Genomic DNA, 26,980 nt, shown 5'->3' with positions numbered 1-26,980 from the left:
CGGATTCTTACTTTTATCTATTCTTATTTGTGGGTATACAGACTGTATGAGAACTAGAGGTTTTCTTTGGGTGTCGCTTCATATTCACTTAACTTTCCTTCATAGATCAACTGCAATCGTTCACTTTGGCGAAAATCATCTGGGGTGACCAGAGCGGGAAGCTTATTCCAAATTTTGATACCGGATCGTTGTAAGATTTCTGCGACAAATTGAGAGCAAAAATACGAATTACTGAATTCAACAGGTTCTTTGAGCGTAATGCTGATCACACCTAGAATATTATATAAATACTTCTGATGCTTACGAATAAATAATTGCAATACACGCTGCATTTTCTCGACTTCACGCTCGGTCACACGAAGTTCATAGATCACACAAGTAGTATTCGGGTATTTGCTGTATGTACCTGTCTTAATATCTTCTTTCACAAAACCACCATTCAGTGGATTACTGGGATGCTTCCGTCCAAAGCTATACAACTCCGATAATTCACGGTCAAACGAAATCGAAGCATGGTTATATGGTGCTTTGGTATACGTCTGGATCACCTTTGTAAATAACGTTCCAGTATTGGTCAATAAAATAAAAACCGATTGCTCTGCTGCCATCACAAAATTTCCCCTTATCAAGTTACCTTTATTCCTTCATAATAGCATATGATCCCTTTTATGGAATCCTAATTCAAGGTAAGTTGGTGCTGATTCATGAATAGTTCGCTAATAACGTTAATTCTTATTTTTGCTGCTCTATTAGTCATCCATTTTATTTACATCATCGTAAGCAAAATTCAAAAAAATCAAGATTATAGTGTGATCGGATTACGGATCAAAACGTGGTGGGGAATGTTCTTTATATTCTGTCTGGCTACGTTGTTTAATCCTATTGTATCGCTTCTTTCACTGATGGTTCTTACGTTTTTTGCACTGAAAGAATACTTTTCGATGATTCGTTCACGCAAAGCAGATCGGCGCTTATTTTTATGGGCATACTTAGCGATTCCTATTCAATTTTACTGGATTTATATCGGTTGGTATGGCATGTTTATTGTGTTTATTCCGATTTATGTCTTTTTATTGCTTCCACTTCCACGCTTGATTAATAAAGGTACAGGCGGATTTCTACGAAGCGTCAGTTCGACCCAATGGGGATTGATGCTAATGGTATTCGGACTTAGTCATCTGGCTTATTTTCCATTTGCCACACCACAATATGGAGGAAGATTAGTTTTATTCCTCGTGTTACTTACACAACTTAATGATGTTGTGCATTATGTCGCTTCAATGTATATCGGTAAACGCAAAATTGTACCTACATCCAATGCCAGCTTAACATGGGAAGGCTTTGCTTGTGCTTTTATCGTCACAGCGATTACTTCTTACTTTGTAGCTCCTGTACTTACACCGCTTGGTGCTAACTTTGGTCTGGTTACGGGGATGCTGATTAGTTTGAGTGGATTTTTTGGAAGTCTAACCGTTTCTGTACTCAAGCGAGATTTGTTAATCGGTGATGATCCAAAAGTAGACAACGAAAAGCAAAGTTATCTCAGCCGAATCGACAGCTTAACCTATACAGCGCCTGTCTTTTTCCATGTCGTTCGTTATGTGATGGACTTTATGTAATCTAGCTATTCTGTAATAAAATACATCAGCAAAAAGCCTCCATGTTTAACGATGGGGGCTTTTTTATCTATATCGCAATCGATCAGGTTAGACTTCTCCCCAGAACACCTCAGTCTCATAATCAAAAAAGACAACACCTTCGTGCTGATTGTGATCAAAAATACGCTTTAATTGCTCGATCATATCGTTATACCGGGGATTATCAGAGCTAGGAACATACGAAGAAGATTCTAACCGACCATGTAATCCTTCCCAATTAAACACTTGACGATTACCAAACTTTGCGAGCTCCATCGTATCTTTTTTGAAAAAAGGTTCTAATTTCTCTGCTGAAACATTTTTATGATTGACCTTCGTATAATCGGTCCCATAATCATGCAATAATTGCTCATACTGTTCCAAAAATGAAGTCCCTGTCGTCAATCTAGAATTCCAGATCAAAATGACTTTACCTTCTGGCTTGAGAATACGTTTAAATTCTGACCGGGTCGCTTGCTGATCAAACCAGTGAAAAGCCTGCGCGCACGTAATGTAATCTACTGAATGATCCGGTAACCCTGTGGCTTCTGCCGATCCTGCACTGACTTCAAAGTTAGGTTCTTCTACTAATGTAGCTACAGCGACTTCGCGCATTTCTGTATTGGGCTCTACGCCGATCACAGGGTTACCACGTTCTAATAACAACTCTGCAAAAATACCTGTACCTGCTCCAATATCAGCAATTGTATTTTCTCGCTTCATACCAATCACATCATAAAGATAATCGATAGCCGCTACCGGATAACTGGGACGGTATTTCACATACGCATGGACTCGATCTGAGAATCTTTCTTTGCTATTCATTATTATCACGCTCCTATAGTTTCATCTAATAAAACTATGTTTCATTTAAATATTATAAATCAATCGCCCTTTGATTGCCAGTCAGCAAAAAGAGACGTTCCTCGGCTTAATCAGGAGTCGTCTCTTTTGATGTCATACTATCTAAAAATTATTGTTTAGCTGTAAATGCTTCTTTTAACTTGTCACTCATTAGGTGCCAGGCATCTTCGGCTACAGCCAGATCACCATTATGGGTAAATCCATGCGCCGCTCCTGCATATTGCTTGGCGGTAACGGTAACACCTGCTTCTTCTAACTGCTTGGCATAACCTACCGTCTCTGCTGCCAATGAATCGCGTTCTGCGGTGATGACCAATGCGGACGGAAGCCCTGTTAGAGAAGGGGCAAATACAGGCGAAGCTAACGGATTACGTCCATCTTCTGGATGTTCCAAATAACAGGCATTAAAGATACGAGAGATATCATTTGGGATCGCTTCTGAAAATTGTGGTTTTTGCGCTGGATCGGTATCGAGATCAAGTGGTGCATAATCAATTACCTGATACACAATATTCAGCTCATTCCCACGTTCTTTGTTCAGTAGACAGATCGCTGCCGCTAGATTACCACCGGCACTATGCCCGCCGACCGCAATACGAGTTGCATCGATATTCAGCTCTGTAGCATGTTCGGCTATCCATTTCACCACTTCATACGATTGGTAGACAGGCACAGGAAACGGATATTCTGGCGCTAACAAATAGTCGACATTTACCACGACACATTCTGCCCGATCCGCAATCACACTACACCACGGATCATCCATTTTAGGATTCCCCATCACAAATCCACCACCATGAAAATTAACGAAAACAGGTAATGGAGCAGCCAGCTCACGATCAGGGATATGCACGGTTACAGGTGCATCTTCATAAGAAGTAGGAATCATTCGCGACTCCTGCTTCACCTGCGGAGTATAGCTCGGTTGTAATGTAGATCCATTGACATTGTTGGTCGATGCTTCTCTTACTTTCTTCACCATTGCTAGTTGTTGTTGTTTATCCATTATGTTTCACTCCTATTCATAGGGTACTTCTTCTCATCATAAAGAAGTTGCAGGGGTATAATCAAATGTAGCGCTTAGACAGCCATTTTCTGCTATAAGCTTTAGGTGATATCGACAAACTAAAAAGTGATCTCTATAAATAGAAATCACTTTCGTGGTATTACTTTTATTGTTCTACTTTGTGCAAACGGAACGCTTCACGAGAATCAACCAGAGACGCAATATTTTCCCGATACGATTTGAAATGAGGCGTATTCATATGAAATTCAAGCGCCGCTTCATCTTCCCAGATTTCATAAAATACAAACACCCCGGGTTCAATCGATTCATGCAATGTATATTGAATACAACCACTTTCATTACGAGAAGGCTCCAACATTTTGACCAACTCTGCTTTCAATTGCTCTTCATGCCCTGCTTTTGCTTTCAAAATCGCATTATTTACAAGATTCGTCATGGATCTGCTCTCCTTGTGGTTCATTTATTTTTGAGGTGCTATGTATTATCATACCCGTTTTGGAAGAAGATCAAAAATCGATACTTTACATTAAAACATATCCCTAGCTTCAGATAGAAGATCGTGCTTCTCCTCTAAGCGTTCAATTTCATCTTGTAATCTCTCTAGATATTGTTGTTTTGTTCCTTCAGGTATATTTTCGATGATAGATTCAATTAATAAAAAAGACTTTCTGCTTACTTCAAAATTACCTTCAATTAAAAATTCAAAAAGCATATCAATATGAGGAGAATAATCAAACGGTTCTAAAGAAGCCAATAAAGTCCCTCTATATCCTAGCGTTTTAGGATCTTTTAATACATGTACTATAGGTTCAACCGCATCAGAATTTCCGATAGCACATAAAGCAAGAGCAATTGAATTTCTCAATACATGACTTTGGGTAAGTTGTAATTGTTCAATAAGATAAGGAACAGCTTCATTCAGCCTTTTCTCTCCAATTTCTTCTACAATACATATGGCTTCATCGATATGATTTGTATTTATTTTTTCTTTTAATATAGAAATTAGCAATAGTTTGCCTCCTACTTTATATAATTGTAATACTGTTATAATAAATATCTTGTTTATTAAGACATAAGTTTAATCGATATGACGATACACCTTCTATTATTTTTTTCAAATGTTGCAAGCGTATCTTTTCATCATTTACACTTATCGTTGTACTTCCGCCTAGGTTTCCGATAGATATAATCTTATTTTTTTGATGTGTTAATGCATCATGAAGATGTAATACAGTTACGACTGTCTCGTGTAAAATACAATGACTTCTAGTCTGAATAACGAAAGAGGATATCCAACGTTCAAGTTGATCTACTTCTAATATAGACAAACACTGATCATCTAGTACTTTATTAGCGAGAAAATATATTTCTTCTACATATTTAATCTTTGCTTCAAGTACGTTCTCTTGGACGATCATCACTTCTACAAAATTTCTTTTCCCAACTAAAAATTCATATATTTCATTAAGCTCTTCTATATAAATAGATATTTTGCTTTCTGTATAACCCCATTCCCAATCATCTAACAAAGGATCGTTAATATCTCGAATTCTCAATAAAATGTCTAGTATTAATCGGTATCTCAAAAATGTATTATACCCTTGCTTATACATGAAATGATGTTTCTCATCTGCCCAACGAGATAATGATTCTATCTCAGTAGGATTTTGAATCGTATATCTTACTTTGACTATGAGTTCTTCTATCATTTTTTCCATGGATTACCTCACTGGTTTATAGAAACTTATTTTATATCTATATGCATCATCAATTGTTACCAGATGAGATTAAATAGTTACTTTAAAATCGCTATAAGATATAGTTATTTCTATTTTGGGCACAAAATCACTTCGAAATTTTTATTTTTGCTGTTCTCAAATAGATTGCCCAATTGTTGAAAAGTCTCTCTATACTTGCTTCTACTGAATTCAATCTATGTTCTGATGATGGCATATAGCGAACAAAATTAGAAATTTCCTCAGGATAATCGAAGTCAGCATAAATAATCTCCACCATCTGAAGCGGATCGGAAAATTGTTCTTTATGTTCAAAAACCCAATTCAATAACAGATATAAGAATTTCTTTTGTGAAGTATTGTCTTCTTGTTCTACAATTTGATTCGTTAACTCATTTAGATAAAAATCGATCTCTTCTTCATTATTAACCCAAGTCAAGGCAAGAACGGTCTGCGTTGGTTTTTCTTCTTTTTCAATAACATCATAGGCATATTTTACAGCAGCATTCTTAGCCATCAGATCATGTTCTAGAGCAAATAAAATGTCACTCCAAGTTAGACTAACATGACTTACAACATACTCGTAAGGAAGCGATATATGTAATGTGTTCATCTTCATCGCTCTATCCCTGTTCATTATTTTTCCCAATAAACATCCTGTGCTACAATGTTCACCTTTCCTACATCATGTTCACCCAGCAGTATGATTTCGATAATCCTATTTTCAGGATAAATTTTCGTTTTGAGAATTTCACTACTGTTTATCAAAAAAGAAAACGGCTCAATTACAAATAACTCTACATCAGTGAAAGATAATACTCCTTCCTGAATTTCGGATTCAGATTTATCATAATTAACTTGTTTCCATTGACATAATTCCAATGTAATAAGAACCTTCTTCTCATTGGACAAATATTCAATATTCTCTACTACACTATCATGTAGGTCATAAACCGCTAATAATTCGTTTACTCTAATTCCAATCTCCTCCTATTATTAAGATAAAGTATGAAATGCTTTCGAACCCGTAAAACTCAGGTCATATGTATCTGTTTCTTTGAGTACATTGGAGTGATCCGTTGTATCTTGGTAAATAACTTTATTCCTTTATATTATTAAGCTTACTTTTAATTTCTAATACTCTCCTTTTCACTTCTTCTTCAGTATAAAACAATATCCTCTGTCAGTTTATAAGCCTAGTGAGCGAACATATCAACTGACTCGTTTGATTTACATCGAAAACACTCAATTCATTCATCACTGTGTGGGATAAAAATATCTTAAAGATTGACGTCTTTAAGATCAAGATGTTTAATCTCCTGCAATATGTATAGCTTTAATACTGACATCACTTAAAGCTTGAATCAACTGATCTAACAACGGATGATGAAAGGAATTAATAAATATACGTATTTGTTTCAAATCTTCTACAAAGCATGAGAGTTCATATTTATTAAATCGGACGTTAGTCTTGTAATAATCTTTAACTTTCCTTAAATACATACAACTACTCCAATTGGATGTGCCTGTGAATATAGCGTCATGCAAACTATTAGGTATTTCTATTAGCCCTATTCCGACTTTTTCTTCATCAAATAATACAATATCTAGTCCCATAGCCCCTCCTAAAAATAGTTTTAAAATCAAAATCATTATTTCCAACCGGCTTATAGAAATGCAGTTACAAGATCTTCGCCCTTATCTGCAATCACTCTAACTTTGTACAACTTATTCTCGTCGCATCAACATCTATGACTTTATTAAATTCTTTCTCATACACTAATCTTCTTCCTTAATTGGTGAAATAAAATCTTCAACATATAATCCTGATTTTTCAATATTATTAATAGTATCTTCACACATCATCTCACTACCAATAAACATATAAAAATCATGTCCAAAATGTACATACATTTTTGAGTCGTACTTTAATTTACACCATATTTTCTCTCGAAGAATAAGTCTACTTAAATCACTTATTTGATCTTTTTCTAACCATAAACCATTAGTTACTTGACCATGCAAACTCTTCATGTTCTCATTATACAAAGAGGAAAAGTTAGTAGTATCTAGGGTATCTTCCCACTTTTCGAGACCAAAAATAGAAAGCTTTTGAATATCCAAACAGCTCATAATGTCTAGTATTGCTTTTACATATTTATTTTCTGTAGAAATATAGTCGTGGGTTTTTAACATACCATTATCATTTGTAATGCTACCTATTTCTGATATTGATGTCCATTCATCTCTAAGATAAACTCCCTTTTCATCACGATATTTTGGATTATACTTGGTAATCCTCCATGTAAAATGTATTGCCATAATAACACCTGATTTTAAGGATTAGACGTAGCAAAACACTATTTAAAAAAGAGTATAAATTCAAGCACTTTAATCTAATTTTGAGCATACAGGAATTTTAGAATAGATCATATAGAGATAATGAGCGTTAAGTTCATTTAGACTGAACCGCCCGATTCAATCGCTACTGGGTAGTGATAAAAAGGAAGACTTGAAAGGCTTTAAGCCAATCAAGATCAATATGCTTTAAAAACAATTCAATTATCTAAAACTTCTCTATAAACAGTCCCAATTTCTCAATATCAGGAATTATTTTTTCTAATGATTGGTTTGAATGAATACCCATTAAATAGTCATATTTTATGAACACCTTAAATTTTTCTTGATAAAATACTTCTGACCAAATATTCTCCCTAAGTAAAAGCCTACAATAAGAATCTAATACACCTTTTTTGAGATTATCCAATTCCTTCGAATTATGATAGATATCTAGTATTTTTTCATTATATAACTCTGGATACTTCCTTATTAAATCCTGTAATACATCAATAGAAGAGTTTTTACTAAGGTTTTTTATTGATAAAAAGGGAATATTCATATATCCGATTATTAAATAAATCGCATTCACATATCCATCTTCTATGGCTTTATAACTCTCAATGGTGAGTTGTTTACCATCAAACGTTTTGTCAATATCACTTATTGAAATCCAATCTTCCTTTAGATACCTCCCATTAGCAGCCCTAAACAAAGGATCATATTTAGATATTCGATATTTATACATATTAATCTCCTATTCGGTTTAAATCAGCATTATAAGTACCATCCTTATATTTCTACTTCTAAGTTTTTCTCATCATTTTACTCTATTCACAATCAATATTATGAACTCAAATATCCAACTCACTCACAAAGACGTATGGAAATCAGCAACAGCAAAATTATAAACTTTTACCTTTTCATCGTGATGTACAATTTTGATGTTGTAAATCTTTAGATGATTTCCGCTATTTTGTACTAATTCATTGCCTATCGACAACTTATAGGTAGTATCTTTCTCGTTACGATGAAGGGCGGTGACTTCCTTATACACCTTTTCTCCCGTTTCCTCATCCTTGGCGAGAACCTTATTCACAGCCATAGTTCCTCTCCTACTTATGTCAACTGCTCGCTAGCAAATATCTTTCTTGCGCTGTAAATTAAGTTTCAAGGTCAGACTATCCTTTAATATGTGCCAAAGTATTCATCTGAGAACTCACCATCAATATTATAATCAACATGATAGTAAAAAAGTTGAATCCCCGTCTTTGGATGAACCAAGTCAAAACAAATTCTAAAATAAGGAAACTCTCTATCAAAGCTATTTACAAATATACTTACATATCTATACTGTATTGTTAAATCTGAATAGCTTAAGCCTTTTGGCAAACTCCTCTCCTCATCTTTTAGAAAATTGGTTGAGCATTTATGTACAAGTTCTTCAAGTATTTCTTGGGTAGAATCCTTCAATTTTTCGAAGTCATAAATGAGATTAAAAGTGTGTTCTATTGACTTCAAATCCATTCTTCTCACCACTCTCCATTTGCTATTTTCATAGGTAATTGTATTTGTTTTCATCTACAAAATTTCCATACATTTCAGTGATCTTTAATTTATACTTTAAGTATAGTTAATCGAACTTTGAATTATCCTGATTTCGAGCATCTTTCAGTAAATTCCGAAGTGCTCCATCGATTTTGGAGTTCAGACTTTGCCGCCCGATTCATTCAGCATTAGGTGGGGGTAAAAGAAAGACCTTGTAGGATTAAACTCTCAAAGTCGAAATTTAATAAATTTCTTTAAGAATCGTTCATTAAAATTATTTACTATTCTATAGTAAAATAATCATCATCAATCTTTCCATCTAAAGTAAATAATAATCGGTATAACCCTATTCTTTTTCCATTGTAAATGATTGGAACATAAGATATTACATGATTATCATTACATTCAGGGTAATTACCTAGCATCAATGCTATTTGTGTTATTTTCACATCAAGATTATCTCTACTAAAATTTTTAAAAAAATGGTTGAACTCATCAGGATCTTCTCTTTGATAAGAGTTCAAGTTTAACCAAAATCCCTGTAACGTTCGTTTTTCAACCTCTTGTTCAGTTATCCATCGTCTAAGATCATCGATAGGCATTCAATCACCTCATTCTAATTTACCTGTACTATTTCTATATATTTTAGTGATATTTGATTATTCTTTTTAACTCATGTAAATAATTCTTTCTAAAGCATAAGATATATACTTCTTCTGCTTACTGAGTAGAATAAAAAAGACTCTGAGAATCCAAGCTCTTACAGTCTAAAAGGAAACTACTACATATCGCTATAAAACTTCATTAACTTCGAAATAATCTCTTCAGGCACAGTATAATTTCGAAAGTTAAGTGATATTAGATCAGCAATTGCTTGCTCCATAGTAAACCATAATTCATTTTCAAAGTCATTAATAGCATCATCGTTAAAGCTTAAAATACAAATACCATAACTGCGCTCTCCCCACATCGCCCACTTCCGAGAAGGAGATAACCATATTACGACTTCGGAGTTAAACAAAATAGCATCAGCAGGACTTTCGTCAGGTCCTTGATTAAGTGTATTCCAGTATTCATCCGCTATAGTTTCTTTTTGTAAAATACACCAATTATACTGAGAGAACTCTTTATAATAATAATCAACAGGATCCGGATCTAAAACAGCCATAATTACAAATGAATCATCTGATACGTTCATCCATTTTTCTAGTTCATACCAAAAAACATGACTCATTGCATCATCAAAATCAATTACAACATTTTTCTGAAAGGGAACCTTATACACTTGGTTAGGTAACCGCTGTTCATAATGAAATGTCTGTTTTACACAATATAGAGTTTCTTCAAAATCATTTTTATCTTTTATAAATTTACTCTGATTCATTCGTCAGCATCCAATCTTATTTTTGGTGTAGTATTGTCACCCTCTTTATCATTTTTCACACTATTTTCCACTGTTATGTACTTACTCTTATGAGCTATGTCTCTAGCAATATCCCTTGCCTCTTCTTTATTTATCAATTGTTCAGGAATATCGTGAAAAAGTAGCAAATATTCTTTTAAACTTATGTCTTCAGAATTTAATTCTAGTGCTCTTCTTGCATGAAATAATGCACTTGAATATGCATCTGGTAAGTGACATAGAGCTGTACTTAACAATTCTGAAGCCAAGTAATGCAAATCTGAACTTTCCTTAACCGTAATCAGATGGCAAACAAATGAATATGTTCCTATACTTCCTTCATCAAAACCTAACTCAAGAACTATTTGTTCTAGAAAATCCTTCCCTTCTTTCTCGATAAGTGAGTTAGCTCCTTTAAAATCACCTGATATTATTAATTTTTTCGCATTGTCTTTCATATCTCTTTCACCCACACATCTTATATTTTATATGTTCCGTCCGGTAGTTTCTTAGAAGTAACCTGTACCAATTATTATTTTAACTATAGAAAGTACAGATTTATATCGAAGTTCGCGTTAGTTGCATCACACCTATGCTAATTTCTTAGCATTTCGCCAGTTCACTTTATAGGGTATTTCTTAATCGTCCATAAATAAAGGATTGACCTTGCTCTTCAAGGTCTTTAGTTTTAGATTTCAATTATCATCAGTCCGTCTGAGTATGATTCTAATGAAGAAATGTTAAGCCATGATGATTCACTCTCTCTAATGGAATAAAAGCGTAGAGTTACTTCTTCACCATCGTAAGAAAGAATAAGAACAAACCTTTTTTGGGTATTGAACTGTCTATAAAGTACAGATGCCCAAACTTCGAGGATCTTCGTTGCCATTTTAAATATTTGCTTAGGTTGAATAATATCCTCAACAAAGTCATTTAGATGAATATGATTATGGGATGCTTCAAATGCTGTTCTATCTGTAATAAATGAATTGGGTGAAAAATGAGTGGGTAGATCAGCATTTCCTTTTTGTTTTAAAACAATACACTCATCCCATTCAATAAAAACGGGAAAAATAATATCCTCAAGACTACTAAATTCTATATTATAAATACTTGCTTCTACTTCGATGTTTTCCAGTTCATCAAGATGTATTTGCATCTTAGAGTTAACTAACAACGTTTCACCTCATTTTGAAATATAAGCAATTTCTTCACCTTAGGTAATATATGCTCTAGCCTGGAACTATCAAACCACTCTATTTCTTTCAATAGTTCAACAGCTATCTCAAATTGCTCATAAGCATATAGAATGTCTGCTTGCTGATAAATATTATTTTTATGTATTAGATCATCTATGATTTGAAAGCAAGTTACTTCTACATCGTCAACCTTCATATCTTCAAATAATTCTTGGCAATCTTTCAATTCTTGTATTTCACTTGTAGAAAATAGTATTTGCATCAGAGTATCTCCTCGTTTAAATTCTCTAAGTTTCTCCTATTTTAGTTTAAAAAGCAGACATCTGATAGATGCCTGCTCTGTATTAAATCGTATATTACTTTGTGTTGAGACAAACAGCATTACATTCTTATCTTAATTAATCTACTTTGGTTACATTAACATATCCAAAATTAGATAATGGTGTACCTACTCGATCAGCTAACTGATGTTTAAATTCTTCAATAGAACGCGTATATTTGATTTCAATATTTTGACCTTTATCTATAGCTTCTTTCACTTTAGCTGCATATGGGTCATTCAGATCAATAAATAAGAGGTTTCGGTCTCCCCGATAGTGACCTTCTGGAGTCCATTTAAAATTATAATCTGAAGCAATCGTTCCACGAAGCAAATATTCCTGACCATCTACTTTGACCATCATACCTGCTACGTTGCTCGAGCCGCCATTAATATTGTAATCAGGCGCAAATATTAAAGCTATTTGTCCAGATTGTTGCGAATACTGTGCTTCAGGTACTCCTGCATCTATCATTTGAGAAAAGTAGTCTCTTTTGAGTTCAGAAGCAAAAGTATCGCCTGCCCAATTCTTCACACCATTTGTGTCTAGTTTGAGTACTGCTTCACCCTCTGGTAAAGACTGTTCAAATGTCAACAAATAGCTAAGATTGTTCATCGTAGCTGTACTAGCATATGAATCAACCGATATGCTAGGTTTTGCTGAGATTGGGTGATATGTTTTTCCTGCGACTTCTACAGTGAACTTAGAAAGAATATCATTACTGAATGAAGAATTATCTTCTGGATACCATCCTGGATTGATATTTACGTCTATTGTTTTACGATCCACACTAATATAAATAGAATCTAACTCTTCTGTTCTTGGTAAGTTACGATGGTTTTGATATGTCGGCATCTTTACAGGAACAGGACTAAGATCTTGTAATTGATTTCCACTATAACTTACGTACACTTCATTTGCTAGATTTTCCGCCTTCAACTCTACATAGGAAGCAGGCCAAGCTTTCTCAGTTTGATAATTGTGTATACTTACTGACTCCACTTTTCTAACTCCACTATACTGATAAGACCATGTGAAATCTTCTGGAGAAGGTACAGAATTAGGATCAAGCTTTTGATAGTAATAAATACGAATCGTATCTCTAGCATCATTAACATATATCGTTCTTAGACCAAGATTGTATGGAGAATCTGCTTGTCTAGTCGCTTCGTCTAATGAAAGAGTTGTTACTTGATTGGATGTATACGATGATTGAGCATCTTTAATTACGAATTCAATATTGATCCGATCACTATCTATAACGGAAAGACCCACACCTGTATCGAAGTCTTGTACCTGATCTACTTGGTTTTTATTAATCTCGAAGTAAGGCCATGCTAAGACACCTGTCGGTTCTATGCCTATTTCACTAGCTCCCTGTAGAACTGATGTTACACTTGCAGATTGAGCTCCTTTTAGACCATGAATCACCATATACACTTCACCTGGTTGGTTCAGTGCGTACTTCACATGGATCGTTCCATTTTTGATATAAGCTTGTGGATAGCCTTTGACAAAGTAGCTGTCTATATAATCACTATGGTGTACAATCCCTGTCTTTTGAGAACGTACAATTACATCATACGTACGGGTACCTTCTAGCGTACCGCTAAGTGTAGCTGTTAACTTCACGATTTGATCATTTTCAGCGTCTCTTGTCACTTTGCCATCAAGACCAATAACTTGTGTTTGATCTGTTGTCCAGTCGATCTTTGCACCTGTATAGTCTGACAATGAAGAAGGCAATATTAGATCACTTACAATATTACTTGCATCACTATTACTACCTAGATATTTTTCTTCTAAAGCAGTGAATAGAGCATCACTATTTTGTGGGTTGGGTACACTGTCTACCGGATGATACGTAATCTTCATCGACAGATTAGGAGCACCATTTTGAGATGCGATGACATTATAAATATTCACTTGATTAGGATTAGACATGTTCAGACGAACAAGAAATTTTCCGTTTTTATAACTTTCTACAGATGATGAAGAACGATCAGATGCATATGTGTCATTGCTCACTGTCATTTGAACAGTAGAACTATCAAGTGATTGACCCGCACTATCAGTTAATCCTACAACAGCATATACCGCATAAGTCACCGATGAACTCTGCTTTTGTAAAGGTGCTTGTGCTGTTAAGGCAGCAGTATATTCATTTTCTTGTTGAGACGATTTTTCATAACTTGTTACTTTAATATTTTTATTATTTTTTTCTGTAGACGAATCTACAAGTATATTAGAATCAACCAAATCTTCTTCATACGTAGATAAAGTCAATCCTGATGCGATCATTGAAGAACTAACCTTTACATTAGCTGTAGCTATGAATCCCCCATCTTTAGTTGTTGCTGTAACTTTACCCATTCCTGGAGCTTTAGCCGTTACCTGTCCATTTGCACTTACAGAAAGGATCGTAGCACTCTCCGGAGATACAGCCCAGACTACTTGAGGATTAGTCGCCATATTAGGAGTGATTGTAGCTACTAATTGTTGGCTTTGTCCTACTTGCAAAGATACTGTATTAGGTACAATAGCGACTCCTTGAACAGCAACAGTAGATGTAGATGTTCCACCACCTCCACCGCCGCCAAATGAAGTTGCTGCATTTGTTCCATTTGTAGTAGGAGTAGTCGATTCAGGGGTTGGTGCTGTTGTTCTATTCACCACTACATCGGAACTAGCTTTTTGTGTAGTATCGATTTTCGCATTACCTGTAAGCTGAGTAGTTGCATTAGCGATCAACAGCTTAATATTTCCGTTAGCTGTAATCGATGTCTGTGAAGATTGATTGGTTACTTTATTAAAATTACCATCTAGATTTACAACTTGTGCTTGAGGAATACGAGATGTAATTTCTACACTATCAAAAGCATTACTTGTCATATCTGTACTTATAAGAGAAGCACCACTACTTAATATCGTCATAGGAATAGTCGTATTTCCTTTAGCTTGGATATGAACTTTACCATTGTATTTATTGATATTTAGTGATTGTTTTACAGTTGAATTGTTAAAAATAACAGAGTGTTCTCCTCCGCCCTGTACATATACGGAGCCACTAACAGTCACATTATTCAATGTCACTTCACCTTCACCTATACCTTGTGTAAGATAAAGATCACCTGTAATTTTTGAATTATTCAGTACAACATCTGGTGTATTAATAACCATATTACCCTGTACATCTTCTTGATATTGCCCCGGCTGTGTTACTAACGTTTGGATCAAATGATCAAAAATAGTGACTGCTTCAGCACGAGTTAAGTTCGCTTTGGGGCCGAATGTACCGTTTGGCAAGCCACCCATAACCGCTTTTGATGCTAAAGCTTGAACAGATTTATGTGCCCAATCAGCAATTTGTTGATTGTCTTTAAATGTAAGCATAGTTGCTTCGCTGTCTATCTGAAAAGCGCCTGCAATCAAAGTAGCTGCTTCTTGTCTTGTGATCTTATTTTGTGGTAAAGCTTTGCCATCTATTCCGTTTAATACGGAAGCCGCGCTTAATTTACGCATAGAATCGGCATACCACTGTCCTTCGCTTATATCAGAAAACTCTGTATTTCCTTCCTCTATGTATTTCATAATATTATTAATCATTACAGCAAATTCAGCTCTTGTTACCGGTGCGTTGGGTCTAAACTTACCATCGGAACCTTTCACAATACCATACTTATTCCACTTTTTAATGGCTTGTTGTCCCCAATGTCCTTGAACATCACCAAATGAAGAGTTTGCTGTTTGCGCCTGCGCTGCGCTAACTGTTACACCTTTAAATGGAGTTACTCCAGATAGAAGTAAAGTAGATATGACACTAAGTGAAACTATTCTTTTTAGAAAAACCTTCTTCATTAACTTATCCCCTATCTCTTTTAAAATTTATTTTATGGCTTATGCTTTTTATTTCTATTTTTATTTCTTACTTTCACCACCTTTTGGTTAGTATAGAACAATAATAAATAGTTACTTTCCCATAATATCACAATCTACTTATTTACTTCCTATAACTGATAAGGAATCCCTTAATAATTTAAATTAATATAAAATCATTCAAAAGTAAGCGTTATCTTTTATAATGTATACTATAAAATAGCACTTTAATATCAAAGGAGAGTTCAACGATGCAATTTACAGTGAATGCTACGCTAATTATCGAAATTGAAGATATTGAGGCGATGTGTTGTTATCGGGATCGAGATGGGGATACGTTTGAAGATTCATTACGATTTGAAATCCAATTACAAGAATTGATTCTGTCTCCAGATTGCATAGTAGATATTCAATTTCCAGCTGATATCTTTATTGATCCCTACTATGAATCTAAAAAAATCATACAAGCTGTCCATTATGTTATTGAAGAAATGCATACTTCATCCGCTTCTAGTGCCTCCTTATCTATCCATACATGAAGAACTTTATACATAATACAACTCCGCTTGCTTCATCCACACTTCTTTGCTAAACGCTTCAAAATCTCCTGTCGCTTCACATTTTTCTAAATAGGCTACCTCTCTGCAATTGCTTCTTCATCGTCGATCTCTAACAAATATAACTGAGTCGCTTCCAAGCCAGCACCGCATAACAACTGCACATCAATCATAAAAAATGAATCCATATTCAGACACTTGGCTTGCCAGATCAATGTTGTGTCTTCGATCTGCCATGAAGCGTTTCCCATTCTTCCCACGACATAATTTCCAAATCTGCTCTCGGCTGATCCTCCAACATCGCTAACAACTCCACCGAATGACCATCTGGATCTTGGAAATAAATAGACACAGCTGGCATAAACGGAAAGACAGATAACTGCTCTGCACTTTCTCCAAAAAAATTCGTCGTCGCAATCCCTAACCCTTCCAAATAGCTACGTGCTTGAGGCATATCTTCTAACGCAATGCGAAAAGCAAAATGCTGACGTTGGATAAGCGATGACGGATAATTTTCCCGAATCCCAAGCATCGATTCTCCTGGCTTCCCTACCCAATAGAACTTCGATTTGCGAAAAGGATCATGGTGTAGTGGAATAATATGTAGTAGTTGCTCGTAAAATTCTGCTGATTTTTTGTAGTCACTGACATTAATATGCGTTTCAAAAATCCCCTGAATCATCTGAAAATCTCCTCTCGATATAAACAAATATTACAGATGTGATGTATTAGCAAAATCGATTAATTTAAATTGACCGTATAGTATGAAAGCAAGCTCATTATTGTATTCTTAATCATCTTTTTTTACATATCTGCTTGTAGTGTAAATAATAATATAGATCAAGCATCAACTTCAAATAAATATAAGTCACAACAGGAATGAAATACATATAATAACGAAATTCTATCTAATATTGTATATCATCAAAAAGAGGCTTCAAGTTCCACTGCGAACTTAAAGCCTCTTTTTGATCGTTATTACATCTCTTTCTATATCTTAATTCAACTTCTCAATTGAGCAACTCTACCGCATCATACACCCACCCTGCACTAAGCCAATTTCCAAGATCACTGGAACCACTGATCGGAGTGATCGAGATCGTATTCGTGCCTGTCACTAGAGCAGAAGCAGGAATCGTCCATGAAAATGTGGTATTGTTGCCACGATATGTTCCAATCGTAAAGCTACGTGAATTCGGTTGTGTCGATGCTGCGGGATTACTTAATATTGTGTTGTTCACAGTCACACTAGGACGACCATTATTATATGCTGCTGTAATTCCAATATTCAGCACATGTGGTAAAGATGCTTGAGCCGCTGTCAGAGTAAATGTAATTTTAGTCGGTGAATTTTGCCCTCTGAATTGAATGGCAGGGAATTTGTTGGTTGCACCACCGACCGCATACGTCACAGGGCCCCAACTTGCATTACGGCTATCCGATGGATGACGAACAGCAATCGTCTGTCCATTCAGAAACTCTAGTGGTGTGCCATCCCATGTGCCTATACGCCATAATGCTGGTTTACTTGCAGGATCACCTGAAATTGTTCTTGTATTGATCGTTGTTGTGTTACCTGCGGTGACATTGACACTTTCTTTATACACGCCTAACTCTCCTTTGTAGACGGTCATCGTATACGTTCCGGGGATCATATCACGGCGAACTGCCGCTCCACTCGACGATGCGGTTGTCCAGTATTGAGCATTATCATTTGCAAATCCGATCGTATACGTTGAACCGCTCACCATACCCGATAATCCGTTTAATACAAACGCTCCACGACTGGATACCCAACCCGTTAATCCCAGTCCAGACATCCAGCTAAAGTCCGGTACACTTGGCGTTGAGCCTGTAGTAAAGATCAGCGCATACGGGCCATGTAGACCAAGCCGCCAATCTTCTGTCTGTTCATGACCGGAATTCATATAGTTGTAGACTTCAGTATCTCCACCGCTCTGAAATTGAATATCCCGGAAAAAAGGTCCTCCTGAACTTTTCTCCCGATTACCATACGCCATAAAGACACCTACACCGTTACCAGTCACTCCACGCACACTCAAGTCTTTGGCTTGATCGTTGCCATAATATTTGGATACCGTCTGACCGTTGGATAATCCAAATACATCCTGACTTTCAATCGCCCCTGTATTATTGCGGATATTTGAATGGGCTGGAACACTGGTCAGTACACTTCCGTTACCTCTGAAAATATAACGCAGTTCGCCAACCGAAGGCTCTGCTGTTATGTACGTCGCCATATAGATAATATTTTCGCCACTACGGGACACATAATAATGAGTTAATGTGCTTGTCTTGGTGATGATCGTTACTGTAGAACCTGATGGAGATGTATTCCATGTCACATCTGCCCCTGATCCCAGACCTGAACTAATATGAGAACCTTTGCCTGCTGAACTACTGAGTTCGATTCCATTCATTTTGCTAGATGTGATATCTCCATTGTCTTTGTTCACAGTATAGACTAGACCTGCACCTGTATTTACAATAATCGTTGATCCATTGTCTGTTACACCGATCGCCGCGGCATGCCCGGTGGAAGCAGGAAATACACTCGATACTCCTACTAATACGATGACAACAACTAACGTCAACCACTGACGCCATCCCCAATGTCTTGCTTGTAATTCAACTTTGTACATAATCATTATCCCTCCATCATTTGAGTTGAAGTTATTTTGATAACGCTTACAAAACACTGAACGACAGGACATTACTTTTCGGAGATGATGTTTAGTGATTATGATTTATTAGTATAATAAGGAATAAAAAGTAATTTTCTATATACTACATGAAGTTAATATTCTTTTGAATGGATTTTCGGAATTGTTATACGGTAACTCTGTTTTTTCGTCTACTTTGTACTCATCATGTTAAATACAAAAAAAGCCTTCATACTTACAACGAAGGCTTTTCTGTGTATAAGTAATGTATTACTTGTATGGCTGCTCTTACATGACTAATGATCTGATATCTACTTAATGTAAATCTGTTATTCAGGTAAAAGATAAATTATTTCTCACTTACCATCTTCTCTAATTGTTCTAATGCCTGTAAATTACCTGAAGCGGAGTAATCTAACCACGGTTGCTCTGTAATCTTATATACTTTTTGATTTTTGACAGCTTTGAGCCCTAGCCAGATCGGATCGGATTGTAGCTTTTCAAATACTTGATCACTGCCTTCATCGACAGAAGATACCAGTACAAAGATAGCATCTGCATCCAAATCAGGCAGGATTTCTTTGGAGATATTTTCCCAGTTTTTATCGATTTTTGTGACATCTGGAGAAGGGTTTAATTTCAAATCTTCGAATAAAATAGGGCCCAGCGGACGATCCATACCATAGATACGGAATCCTTTAGCAGATACGCGCATCGCTAATACTTTGCCATTGTCAATTTCTTTTTGAAATAATGCAGATACTTCTTTGGCTTTGGCATCGTACGCTGTAATAAATGATTCTGCATTGTCTGTGCGATCTACGATTTGGGCGATAGCACGTAAATGATCTTGCCATCTTCCTTCATCTAAATTAATGACATGGGTGGTAGCAATCTGCTCCAATTTATCCAACCCTAGCTTATCTGCAAATTCAGCATCGATAAAAATCTCGTCCGGTTGTAGCCCAATTAATGCTTCCATATCCGGTTCTTTGGTAAAACCTAAATACTGTATGCCTTGATATTGTTCACCTGTAATCGGCAAATAATCGCTTGTGGTCGTTGCCGCAGGTTTAATACCTAATGCCATCAGATCCCCTGTTAGAAAAATAGAAATCGACGCTATCTTTTTGTTCTTTGCGGTTTCCGTCGTGCTTGTTGTTTCAGTGACTGCTGGTGTTGATCCACAAGCACTTAGCACCCATATCATACAGATTCCTAATGTGATCCCTATCCACTTTTTCATACATAACCCCTCTATCCATTGATTTCTCTCTCTGTGGAACGATTGACATATGTATCTCTATGTATGTTCAATCGGTTCAACAGTAACTATATTCTCATTACTCAATTGATAATTATTATCAATTAGATTGAATTTTATAGTAGCTACTATACGTTGTCAATGGAAATAATCGTTACAATGTAACACCATACATATCATAATAATTTTTCAAACTCTTCTGGGCTCTGATCGAAAATATGTAAAGATCCCCTTTTAATTTATTTCTTACTCAGTAAATATGTCCCCAATAGCACTACAACTAAAATAGCAGGTATCCGTATCTCATGAGGTAAAAACTTGGTCATCCATAGAGCAGTAAATATAGTGGATATCGCTAAATACCCTACCCATTCTGTAGCATGAATATTCTTTTTATTGAGAAATATGTTTATATATCCGATGGGAGGTACAACAATCGATAACACAATAATAACCATCGGTCGCAAATACCATTTTGTTTTCATTACTCCTCCACTAACTTACTGTTAAATTTATTTCATAATACCTCTAAAACCATTACTTTAACTATACTATCTGCTATCTCAAATAGGGTCTATTTTGCAAAACAAAATCAGTTTTAACCCTATGACTAAAATCACCACTCCTATCAACCTTAATCGAATAGCCCCTTTAGGTTCTTCCAAAATAAGCAAACCTCCGACAGCTCCAATCACATGTAAGCCAATTGTTGTGATCAGGAATCCTATAATGTAGACTGCTGGACTCAGCAATTGAGGAATTTCAAGACCATGCGCATAACCGTGTGCAAATCCAAAAAGAGCGACTCCACCACTGGCAATCCATACCGATTGTTGACGATTCCAGACGATCGCTAAACCTAGCAAACATACCGAACAAGCGATATAGACTTCTAGATGTGTCCATAACCATCCTTCTAATCCAAGCACTCCACCTAACATCATCATCAATACAAAGTAAGAAGGCACGATATAGATTGCTCGTCCTCCAATCTGCGCACTCCATACACCAACAGCTAGCATAGCGACCAGATGATCCACTCCTGTTAAAGGATGCAAAAAACCACTACCACCAAATCCATGAGCTTCCACAATACCTGCTGGCAACCATCCTAATATAAGGACACATATAAACATCCTAATCATGTACAATCATCTCTTTTTGCTTGCGATAATCTTTTACAATCACAATCAGACTTAGAATCGCAGGAATCATCGGAAATAGAGCTGTATACATGCCTGAAAAATATTCATATCCTACGCCTTCTTGTACCATCCGTACGATAGGAAATACAAGCAAATGGGTAGGTTCTCCCAGAATCATACCGACAATCATAAACCACAAAATAAAATTACCAAACGCTTGTCTTTTCCACAGACTGTAAGCCCCCAATACCCAGAAGAAAGGGCCAATAAAAGTAATCAAATAATCGAAATCTTGATCAGACCATGTCTGGCCAGTAATTGAAGCTATTCCTTGATTAAAATGAGCCAATACTTCTTCTCCCACATGAATATAAAAAAGCGCTTGTAACAATAAATACAGCGGTACTAATGTATACGGATCAGCCGGTAAATTCGCAGTTGTTTTGCGCCAACAGATCAATCCACCCATCATAGAACCGATGATTACACCGACAGGTAATAAGCTACCGGTTTGTGCATAAAAAGTCATTCCATAGATCGCAATACAAGTTACGATCAAGATCGTCCATAGATTTTTTTTACGTCGACTTAACGGTTGTACCGATTCATGCCGTATCACTTGATCTTGTGGTCGAATAAGCTTGAGTATTCCCGTACCGCCTAGATAAAATAACAACATCGCTACCCAGACTCCGCCGAGATAATGATGTGCATATAACGAATAATTTCCTAATTCTACGAGCAGTTGAATAATAGATTCGACAGCGACATAACCATATCCCCACCAGGCAAAAAATGCACCTACACGATACCCTTTGCTTAAAAAGTAACCACCCAATAACAAAATAACAATCGGTAAGCCCACCATCCAGACAAACCAAGTCGTATGACTCATTACAAAATCTTGAGCAAATCCAGCGGAATAATGTATAGCTATAAAACTTGCATATTTAGATGTATAACGGAAAGTATTCAGTGCAATCAACAAGACAATACAGATGATATAGACAGGTAATAGCGAATCGATACGAGGTACAGCACGATACGAATAGATTAACCATCCAATTAGAGCAAGTACAGTCACCAATGTATATTCTGCACCTACGGCCCATCCCACATGAATCAGTAATAGAACTGACAACGTAATCGATATTGAGATAACGATCAACAGACTTTTAGTATTTGAATTGTCCATTTTTATGACCTGCTTTCTTTGATATTGGATATAGATCTCGTAAAGATAAACAACATGTTGTTGCTTAAATTGTAACAATCTGGCGTTCATATTCAACAAACAATAAAGCCAGAATCGTTGCTTAACCTACACTATTTCGTATAGTGATGGCTATCTCTCGGATAACGCACAATACAGCCTATACTGACGATAAACAATACAAAAAAGCCACTCCATCTATAGGAGTGACTGCTGTTTGGAAGATGATCAGATCGAAGTTTTTTGTAACGTTTGTAAAGGGCCTTGTACAAACAAATAAGCCATTTGTGTAGCCATAAATGCTGCTGAATAGGGCATCACTCCTGTTAACCATTGTGTAATCAATCCTACATTGGCTGTTGCCACATACGTAATCGCGATATCTTGAGTGATCTGTTGCTGAGGATCAGAGGAGAAATGTTGTCCGATCACTTCATTGAGATTGGCTTTGATAAGCTGGATAAGCTGAGATTGAAAAGAAGGTAACCCTTTATCACCAAGCATCACTTTAAAATAAGGCTGATGCTGAGAAATAATCGTAAGCACACGTAAAAATAAAGCTTCTAACGAATGAATATCTAAGTTTACTTTTTTCATTTCTTTTAATTTCACTTCAGCTTGGAGTGAAGTGAGCATATCCGCCATACTTTGATCCAATAGATCGTATTTATCTCGATAATGCTGGTAAAAGGTAGCCCGATTAATTCCTGCTTCTCGTGTCAGACTTTGCACTGTTATCGCATCGAATCCTACTTGTTCGATCAGCTTGATCAATGCTTCTCGCAACCAACTTTGTGTGCGTACTACACGTAGATCATTAACATTCACCATATCTATTCACCATCCTTGGTGTTTAAGTGGAGTCGTTGACATATGGATTATCTTAAATGTAGACATAGACTCCTTCATATCATATCTCTAATGTACACTTATTAGAAACGAGAATGAAATACAAACCACTCCCTCGAATGCACTTCATATACTTACACAACAAAACTTACACGAAAAAAACCGCTCTACAAAATCATAGAGCGGTTTTTAGTATAAATTAATGTAGTATGCTGAATCATTTAATCTGTACTTACCGTAACGGTACTCTGATCACTAAGTAACGCTATATTGTTCTGAATGACTTTATCGCCATCTTTCAATCCGCTGGTAATCAATGTCTGCGAGCCCATTTCACTACCTACTTTTACTTCTTTACGGATGGCCTTATTATTGACAGCCACATAGACATAAGAGGTTTTTCCGTCTTTTTGAATCGCTTTGGTCGGCACAATAATACCTTCTTTGGCATCTTTGCCGATAAAGCTGACGTCTGCAAGCATACCCGGTTTGAGTTTATTGTCTGCATTAGATACAGCCACTTGAACCGGATAACCATTTCCACTGCTATCTATAGAGTTAATATTTTTCACTTTACCTGTCGTTAAAATGTTCGATGAATTGACTCGTACCTGTACACGATCGCCTGCTTGGATATTATTGATTTGATCTGCTGGTACATAGATCAGCATATTCACCGTACTGAGATTTGCAATCACAAGTGAAGGTGCGGAAGGAGCAACCATTTCACCTGTTTCGGCATTTTTAGTTGTAATAATGCCATTAATTGGCGAAGTGACAACAGCATTTTTAAGATTATCTTGAGCGATATTGACATTCAAGCGAGCTTGAGCTACTTTTTGCTCACTAGCTGATATGCCTGCTGTACTTTGAGCAACATCTAGCTGGCGTTGAGCGTTGCTGTAACCGCTATTGGCATTTTCATAACTGCTTGTAGCATTCTGATAGGCACTTTGTGCAGTGTATAATCCTTTTTGCGCTGTACCTAGCGCATTTTGAGCGCCCACTAATTGTTCTTCTGCATTCGCTTTAGTATTTAGAGCATTTTGATACGCCGTTTGCGCTGTAATTACCGCTGCATTAACCTGCTCCAATTCAGCTTGTGTAGCTAGACCACTGTTAAATAACGATTGTGTACGTGATGCTGTTTTTTGTGCATTGGTTACATTTTCTTGTGTTTGTCTAATGGTATTCGTGGCTGTAGAAATAGCCGTTTGTGCTTGTTTGAGTGCAGTCTGCGCTTGATTCACCCCTGCTTGTGCTTGGTTCATCCCCCCAGTCGCTTGATCGATTGCGCTTTTGGAAGAAATCACACCGCCTTTTGAACTCACTACACCTGAATTGGCAGAGACCATACCGGATTCACGCGAATCTTTAGCAGTTGTAACACCTGCCGCCGCCGCTTCTACATTCGATTGAGCGATCTTCAGATTATTGCGTAGATCATCGTCTTCTAACTTGAAAAGAACCTGACCTTTTTTCACTTCTGTCCCAATATCGACCGAGATGGCTGACACTTTACCGGATATTTTGGGCATAATATTGACGGTAGCTGATGGCGTTACTGTGCCTGTATAAATTTCGCCTTGTCCGATCATGCCTGTTTGCGCCTGACTGACTCTGACCGTGACATTCATATCTTGAACAGCTTCACTACTGGAACAACCTGCTAAAATAACCGTACTTAATAATAGCGCTGTTGCTGTAACTTCCCACTTTTTGATGTTCATCGCTTCTTTCCTTTCTAGAGAACGGTTCTGTCTATATGGATCGGTGAGGCTTTAAGCTTTGACCAAAATCACTTCTTCTTTCGCTGGTTTGGGCTTGCGTTTGCCAATAAATAATAAGATTAATGGAATCGAGCAGAATAGCGGAATCGATGAGATCACAAAAGTATCTGCAATCCCTCGCGAATACGCATCCAGTGAAATCATGCCTGTTAACGAAGAGACCCATGAGCTACCGAGTGTCGATTGCAAGGTCTGAGCGCCATCTGCTGTGATCGATTCTGCAATATGTTGACCGTGTAAAGCGGTTCGACTTTGCATAATAAACGTTAAAATGGCAATCGCAATAGAACCTGCAATCGTCCGAATCAGATTGGATGCCGCCGAAGCATTGGCTACTTTTTCCGGTGCTACCGCATTCATCCCTACTGTAGATAAAGGCATGAGACACATACCGATTCCGATACCACGTAGAACGGTGACCATTTCGAACCAAGTCCGGGAAGTCTGTGGAGATAGGCTGTACATATGGAATGTCATCAGACTGGTTAACGTTAAGCCCACCAGACCTATTGGAACAATGCCTATCTTATCCAGTAGCTTCCCTGCAAATGGCATCACTATCGCCATCGCCAGTGCTTGAGGAAGTAAGATTAAGCCTGTATCGATTGCCGAGTAAGACTGTACACTTTGCAAAAAGACAGGTGCCAAAAATGTTCCGCCATACATTCCCATCATGACAAAGCTAGACGTAATCACACTGATCGTAAATTTATAATTTTTGAATAAAGATACATCGATAACAGCATTGTCTTTGCCCCATTCGACCACGATCAAAAAGATTAATGACCAGACCGAGATAAACAGTAATCCGACTATTTCAAAAGATGTCCATCCTTTTGATGAACCATTCGATAGAGCATACAATAATGTGCCTGCACATGTGCCTGCCAGTATAAATCCCAAAATATCGAACTTAATCGGTTCACTTTTGGGTGGTTCTTTGATCAATAACATGACCATGAGAATAGCGAATAATGCAATCGGTACACAAGCGATAAAGAGGAAACGCCAGTTAAACCATTCGATCAAGTATCCGCTTAGTGTAGGGCCTATCGCTGGAGCCGCCATTGCCGAAATACCCCAGATCCCGATTGCCATCCCAACTTGCTCACGCGGAATAATTTTATAAATAATCGTCATACTCAGTGGAATAATAACGCCGCCACCAAGACCAGCAATAATACGAGCAATAATCAACGACATATCATTCCATGCGAAAATACAAAAAGCGGTTCCTAGCGTAAACAGGGCTAATGCACCGATTAAGAACTTTTTATAGCCTACTTTGCGTTCCATAAATCCTGTAATTGGCACGATAATACCTGACGCTAATGTATAGCCAGTGATAACCCATTGAATCCGGGTTGTGGTTGAGCCTAGATCGGTCGTTAATTGCGGAATCGCTACATTGATCAGGCTGTTATTTAATACAGCGATAAAAGCACCAAGAACAATAGCGAAGAAAGCAAGCCAGCGTTCTTTGGAAGAGGTATCCAAGGAAGGAGCAGCAGCCATTTCATTAGAAGCCACAT

31 protein-coding genes are annotated in these 26,980 nt (G+C 36.8%); 2 read left to right on the top strand and 29 right to left on the bottom strand.

Going from position 1 to position 26,980, the window contains the following annotated elements; translation table 11 throughout:
- Nucleotides 1-53 precede the first annotated feature (53 nt).
- On the bottom strand, nt 54-608 hold the full coding sequence (locus PTI45_RS05140; protein ID WP_069326474.1) for a hypothetical protein: 555 nt from the start codon (nt 606-608) through the stop codon (nt 54-56).
- A gap of 96 nt (nt 609-704) precedes the next feature.
- Between PTI45_RS05140 and PTI45_RS05135 the strand changes: the two genes are divergently transcribed.
- Nucleotides 705-1,619 (top strand): phosphatidate cytidylyltransferase, encoded by a 915-nt coding sequence (locus tag PTI45_RS05135; protein WP_069326473.1) that lies wholly within the window; start codon nt 705-707, stop codon nt 1,617-1,619.
- 87 nt (nt 1,620-1,706) lie between these two features.
- On the opposite strand, the gene PTI45_RS05130 is transcribed toward PTI45_RS05135, so the two are convergent.
- The 18 genes from PTI45_RS05130 to PTI45_RS05045 all read right to left on the bottom strand — a co-directional run bounded on the left by PTI45_RS05130 (nt 1,707) and on the right by PTI45_RS05045 (nt 15,928).
- Nucleotides 1,707-2,462, bottom strand: a complete 756-nt coding sequence (locus tag PTI45_RS05130) for a class I SAM-dependent methyltransferase (RefSeq protein ID WP_069326472.1) — start codon at nt 2,460-2,462, stop codon at nt 1,707-1,709.
- A 148-nt stretch (nt 2,463-2,610) separates the two neighbouring features.
- Nucleotides 2,611-3,507, bottom strand: a complete 897-nt coding sequence (locus PTI45_RS05125; protein WP_069326471.1) for an alpha/beta hydrolase — start codon at nt 3,505-3,507, stop codon at nt 2,611-2,613.
- A gap of 166 nt (nt 3,508-3,673) precedes the next feature.
- The gene (locus PTI45_RS05120) at nt 3,674-3,964 is read right to left on the bottom strand and encodes a putative quinol monooxygenase (protein WP_069326470.1); all 291 of its coding nucleotides are present in this window, start codon (nt 3,962-3,964) and stop codon (nt 3,674-3,676) included.
- A gap of 90 nt (nt 3,965-4,054) precedes the next feature.
- Entirely contained in the window at nt 4,055-4,537 is a 483-nt protein-coding gene (locus tag PTI45_RS05115) for a HEAT repeat domain-containing protein (RefSeq protein WP_069326469.1), read from the bottom strand.
- A 16-nt stretch (nt 4,538-4,553) separates the two neighbouring features.
- On the bottom strand, nt 4,554-5,246 hold the full coding sequence (locus PTI45_RS05110) for a hypothetical protein (protein WP_069326468.1): 693 nt from the start codon (nt 5,244-5,246) through the stop codon (nt 4,554-4,556).
- Nucleotides 5,247-5,373: 127 nt separating this feature from the next.
- Complete coding sequence (locus tag PTI45_RS05105) at nt 5,374-5,877, bottom strand: DUF2247 family protein (protein ID WP_069326600.1); 504 nt, start codon at nt 5,875-5,877, stop codon at nt 5,374-5,376.
- Nucleotides 5,878-5,900: 23 nt separating this feature from the next.
- Nucleotides 5,901-6,146, bottom strand: a complete 246-nt coding sequence (locus PTI45_RS05100; protein WP_069326467.1) for a hypothetical protein — start codon at nt 6,144-6,146, stop codon at nt 5,901-5,903.
- A gap of 429 nt (nt 6,147-6,575) precedes the next feature.
- Entirely contained in the window at nt 6,576-6,926 is a 351-nt protein-coding gene (locus tag PTI45_RS05095; RefSeq protein WP_175425120.1) for a hypothetical protein, read from the bottom strand.
- Nucleotides 6,927-7,043: 117 nt separating this feature from the next.
- A complete protein-coding gene (locus PTI45_RS05090; RefSeq protein ID WP_069326465.1) occupies nt 7,044-7,586 on the bottom strand; it encodes a hypothetical protein in 543 nt (180 codons plus the stop codon).
- A 244-nt stretch (nt 7,587-7,830) separates the two neighbouring features.
- Nucleotides 7,831-8,349, bottom strand: coding sequence for a hypothetical protein (locus tag PTI45_RS05085; RefSeq protein ID WP_069326464.1), 519 nt, complete (start codon nt 8,347-8,349; stop codon nt 7,831-7,833).
- Nucleotides 8,350-8,472: 123 nt separating this feature from the next.
- Nucleotides 8,473-8,706, bottom strand: a complete 234-nt coding sequence (locus PTI45_RS05080; RefSeq protein WP_069326463.1) for a polymorphic toxin-type HINT domain-containing protein — start codon at nt 8,704-8,706, stop codon at nt 8,473-8,475.
- A gap of 83 nt (nt 8,707-8,789) precedes the next feature.
- Nucleotides 8,790-9,182, bottom strand: coding sequence for a hypothetical protein (locus tag PTI45_RS05075; RefSeq protein ID WP_245703424.1), 393 nt, complete (start codon nt 9,180-9,182; stop codon nt 8,790-8,792).
- 248 nt (nt 9,183-9,430) lie between these two features.
- Entirely contained in the window at nt 9,431-9,751 is a 321-nt protein-coding gene (locus PTI45_RS05070; RefSeq protein ID WP_069326462.1) for a hypothetical protein, read from the bottom strand.
- A gap of 179 nt (nt 9,752-9,930) precedes the next feature.
- Nucleotides 9,931-10,533 carry a hypothetical protein gene (locus PTI45_RS05065; protein ID WP_069326461.1) on the bottom strand — a complete coding sequence of 201 codons (603 nt, stop codon included), beginning with the start codon at nt 10,531-10,533 and terminating at the stop codon, nt 9,931-9,933.
- Nucleotides 10,530-11,009, bottom strand: a complete 480-nt coding sequence (locus PTI45_RS05060; protein ID WP_069326460.1) for a hypothetical protein — start codon at nt 11,007-11,009, stop codon at nt 10,530-10,532. Before PTI45_RS05060 ends, PTI45_RS05065 begins: the two co-directional genes overlap by 4 nt.
- A gap of 230 nt (nt 11,010-11,239) precedes the next feature.
- Complete coding sequence (locus PTI45_RS05055; RefSeq protein WP_069326459.1) at nt 11,240-11,728, bottom strand: hypothetical protein; 489 nt, start codon at nt 11,726-11,728, stop codon at nt 11,240-11,242.
- Complete coding sequence (locus PTI45_RS05050; RefSeq protein WP_069326458.1) at nt 11,722-12,012, bottom strand: hypothetical protein; 291 nt, start codon at nt 12,010-12,012, stop codon at nt 11,722-11,724. Before PTI45_RS05050 ends, PTI45_RS05055 begins: the two co-directional genes overlap by 7 nt.
- Before the next feature lie 136 nt (nt 12,013-12,148).
- Nucleotides 12,149-15,928 carry an S-layer homology domain-containing protein gene (locus PTI45_RS05045; protein WP_069326457.1) on the bottom strand — a complete coding sequence of 1,260 codons (3,780 nt, stop codon included), beginning with the start codon at nt 15,926-15,928 and terminating at the stop codon, nt 12,149-12,151.
- Nucleotides 15,929-16,197: 269 nt separating this feature from the next.
- Here PTI45_RS05045 and PTI45_RS05040 point away from each other — a divergent pair, with 269 nt between their 5' ends.
- Complete coding sequence (locus PTI45_RS05040) at nt 16,198-16,485, top strand: hypothetical protein (protein WP_069326456.1); 288 nt, start codon at nt 16,198-16,200, stop codon at nt 16,483-16,485.
- A gap of 95 nt (nt 16,486-16,580) precedes the next feature.
- On the opposite strand, the gene PTI45_RS24055 is transcribed toward PTI45_RS05040, so the two are convergent.
- From PTI45_RS24055 to PTI45_RS04995, 10 genes are all read right to left on the bottom strand, one after another.
- Complete coding sequence (locus tag PTI45_RS24055; RefSeq protein WP_175425119.1) at nt 16,581-16,754, bottom strand: hypothetical protein; 174 nt, start codon at nt 16,752-16,754, stop codon at nt 16,581-16,583.
- Nucleotides 16,715-17,185: a VOC family protein gene (locus tag PTI45_RS05035; RefSeq protein WP_069326455.1), complete on the bottom strand. Its 471-nt coding sequence runs from the start codon at nt 17,183-17,185 to the stop codon at nt 16,715-16,717. The genes PTI45_RS24055 and PTI45_RS05035 overlap by 40 nt, the downstream gene beginning before the upstream one ends.
- A gap of 328 nt (nt 17,186-17,513) precedes the next feature.
- Nucleotides 17,514-19,166, bottom strand: coding sequence for a rhamnogalacturonan lyase B N-terminal domain-containing protein (locus PTI45_RS05030; RefSeq protein ID WP_069326454.1), 1,653 nt, complete (start codon nt 19,164-19,166; stop codon nt 17,514-17,516).
- Between the two features lie 370 nt (nt 19,167-19,536).
- Nucleotides 19,537-20,433: an ABC transporter substrate-binding protein gene (locus PTI45_RS05025; protein ID WP_069326453.1), complete on the bottom strand. Its 897-nt coding sequence runs from the start codon at nt 20,431-20,433 to the stop codon at nt 19,537-19,539.
- A gap of 257 nt (nt 20,434-20,690) precedes the next feature.
- Nucleotides 20,691-20,936 (bottom strand): hypothetical protein, encoded by a 246-nt coding sequence (locus tag PTI45_RS05020; RefSeq protein ID WP_069326452.1) that lies wholly within the window; start codon nt 20,934-20,936, stop codon nt 20,691-20,693.
- 78 nt (nt 20,937-21,014) lie between these two features.
- Nucleotides 21,015-21,596 (bottom strand): HupE/UreJ family protein, encoded by a 582-nt coding sequence (locus tag PTI45_RS05015; protein WP_069326451.1) that lies wholly within the window; start codon nt 21,594-21,596, stop codon nt 21,015-21,017.
- Nucleotides 21,589-22,791 carry a hypothetical protein gene (locus tag PTI45_RS05010; RefSeq protein WP_069326450.1) on the bottom strand — a complete coding sequence of 401 codons (1,203 nt, stop codon included), beginning with the start codon at nt 22,789-22,791 and terminating at the stop codon, nt 21,589-21,591. Before PTI45_RS05010 ends, PTI45_RS05015 begins: the two co-directional genes overlap by 8 nt.
- Before the next feature lie 246 nt (nt 22,792-23,037).
- A complete protein-coding gene (locus PTI45_RS05005; RefSeq protein WP_083243355.1) occupies nt 23,038-23,640 on the bottom strand; it encodes a TetR/AcrR family transcriptional regulator in 603 nt (200 codons plus the stop codon).
- 239 nt (nt 23,641-23,879) lie between these two features.
- Nucleotides 23,880-25,388: an efflux RND transporter periplasmic adaptor subunit gene (locus tag PTI45_RS05000; protein ID WP_069326448.1), complete on the bottom strand. Its 1,509-nt coding sequence runs from the start codon at nt 25,386-25,388 to the stop codon at nt 23,880-23,882.
- Between the two features lie 51 nt (nt 25,389-25,439).
- Nucleotides 25,440-26,978, bottom strand: a complete 1,539-nt coding sequence (locus PTI45_RS04995; RefSeq protein ID WP_069326447.1) for a DHA2 family efflux MFS transporter permease subunit — start codon at nt 26,976-26,978, stop codon at nt 25,440-25,442.
- Nucleotides 26,979-26,980: the final 2 nt, after the last annotated feature.

Origin of the sequence: Paenibacillus nuruki, from assembly GCF_001721045.1 — a bacterium.
In the GTDB taxonomy this organism is placed as follows: domain Bacteria; phylum Bacillota; class Bacilli; order Paenibacillales; family Paenibacillaceae; genus Saccharibacillus; species Saccharibacillus nuruki.
The sequence above is the reverse complement of the archived record's forward strand: the minus strand, read 5'-3'. Positions and strand labels throughout refer to the sequence as shown.

Bases quoted from the DNA above. Each gene is read 5' to 3' on its own strand.
- PTI45_RS05025 (WP_069326453.1), bottom strand. From the start codon at position 20,433: ATGAAAAAGTGGATAGGGATCACATTAGGAATCTGTATGATATGGGTG.
- PTI45_RS05105 (WP_069326600.1), bottom strand. From the start codon at position 5,877: ATGAACACATTACATATATCGCTTCCTTACGAGTATGTTGTAAGTCAT.
- PTI45_RS05000 (WP_069326448.1), bottom strand. From the start codon at position 25,388: ATGAACATCAAAAAGTGGGAAGTTACAGCAACAGCGCTATTATTAAGT.
- PTI45_RS05080 (WP_069326463.1), bottom strand. From the start codon at position 8,706: ATGGCTGTGAATAAGGTTCTCGCCAAGGATGAGGAAACGGGAGAAAAG.
- PTI45_RS05020 (WP_069326452.1), bottom strand. From the start codon at position 20,936: ATGAAAACAAAATGGTATTTGCGACCGATGGTTATTATTGTGTTATCG.
- PTI45_RS05075 (WP_245703424.1), bottom strand. From the start codon at position 9,182: ATGAAAACAAATACAATTACCTATGAAAATAGCAAATGGAGAGTGGTG.
- PTI45_RS05065 (WP_069326461.1), bottom strand. From the start codon at position 10,533: ATGAATCAGAGTAAATTTATAAAAGATAAAAATGATTTTGAAGAAACT.
- PTI45_RS05070 (WP_069326462.1), bottom strand. From the start codon at position 9,751: ATGCCTATCGATGATCTTAGACGATGGATAACTGAACAAGAGGTTGAA.
- PTI45_RS05090 (WP_069326465.1), bottom strand. From the start codon at position 7,586: ATGGCAATACATTTTACATGGAGGATTACCAAGTATAATCCAAAATAT.
- PTI45_RS05030 (WP_069326454.1), bottom strand. From the start codon at position 19,166: ATGTACAAAGTTGAATTACAAGCAAGACATTGGGGATGGCGTCAGTGG.
- PTI45_RS05015 (WP_069326451.1), bottom strand. From the start codon at position 21,596: ATGATTAGGATGTTTATATGTGTCCTTATATTAGGATGGTTGCCAGCA.
- PTI45_RS05040 (WP_069326456.1), top strand. From the start codon at position 16,198: ATGCAATTTACAGTGAATGCTACGCTAATTATCGAAATTGAAGATATT.
- PTI45_RS05050 (WP_069326458.1), bottom strand. From the start codon at position 12,012: ATGCAAATACTATTTTCTACAAGTGAAATACAAGAATTGAAAGATTGC.
- PTI45_RS05035 (WP_069326455.1), bottom strand. From the start codon at position 17,185: ATGATTCAGGGGATTTTTGAAACGCATATTAATGTCAGTGACTACAAA.
- PTI45_RS05110 (WP_069326468.1), bottom strand. From the start codon at position 5,246: ATGGAAAAAATGATAGAAGAACTCATAGTCAAAGTAAGATATACGATT.
- PTI45_RS05005 (WP_083243355.1), bottom strand. From the start codon at position 23,640: ATGGTGAATGTTAATGATCTACGTGTAGTACGCACACAAAGTTGGTTG.
- PTI45_RS05135 (WP_069326473.1), top strand. From the start codon at position 705: ATGAATAGTTCGCTAATAACGTTAATTCTTATTTTTGCTGCTCTATTA.
- PTI45_RS05060 (WP_069326460.1), bottom strand. From the start codon at position 11,009: ATGAAAGACAATGCGAAAAAATTAATAATATCAGGTGATTTTAAAGGA.
- PTI45_RS05010 (WP_069326450.1), bottom strand. From the start codon at position 22,791: ATGGACAATTCAAATACTAAAAGTCTGTTGATCGTTATCTCAATATCG.
- PTI45_RS05085 (WP_069326464.1), bottom strand. From the start codon at position 8,349: ATGTATAAATATCGAATATCTAAATATGATCCTTTGTTTAGGGCTGCT.
- PTI45_RS05140 (WP_069326474.1), bottom strand. From the start codon at position 608: ATGGCAGCAGAGCAATCGGTTTTTATTTTATTGACCAATACTGGAACG.
- PTI45_RS05125 (WP_069326471.1), bottom strand. From the start codon at position 3,507: ATGGATAAACAACAACAACTAGCAATGGTGAAGAAAGTAAGAGAAGCA.
- PTI45_RS05120 (WP_069326470.1), bottom strand. From the start codon at position 3,964: ATGACGAATCTTGTAAATAATGCGATTTTGAAAGCAAAAGCAGGGCAT.
- PTI45_RS05130 (WP_069326472.1), bottom strand. From the start codon at position 2,462: ATGAATAGCAAAGAAAGATTCTCAGATCGAGTCCATGCGTATGTGAAA.
- PTI45_RS05045 (WP_069326457.1), bottom strand. From the start codon at position 15,928: ATGAAGAAGGTTTTTCTAAAAAGAATAGTTTCACTTAGTGTCATATCT.
- PTI45_RS24055 (WP_175425119.1), bottom strand. From the start codon at position 16,754: ATGGGAAACGCTTCATGGCAGATCGAAGACACAACATTGATCTGGCAA.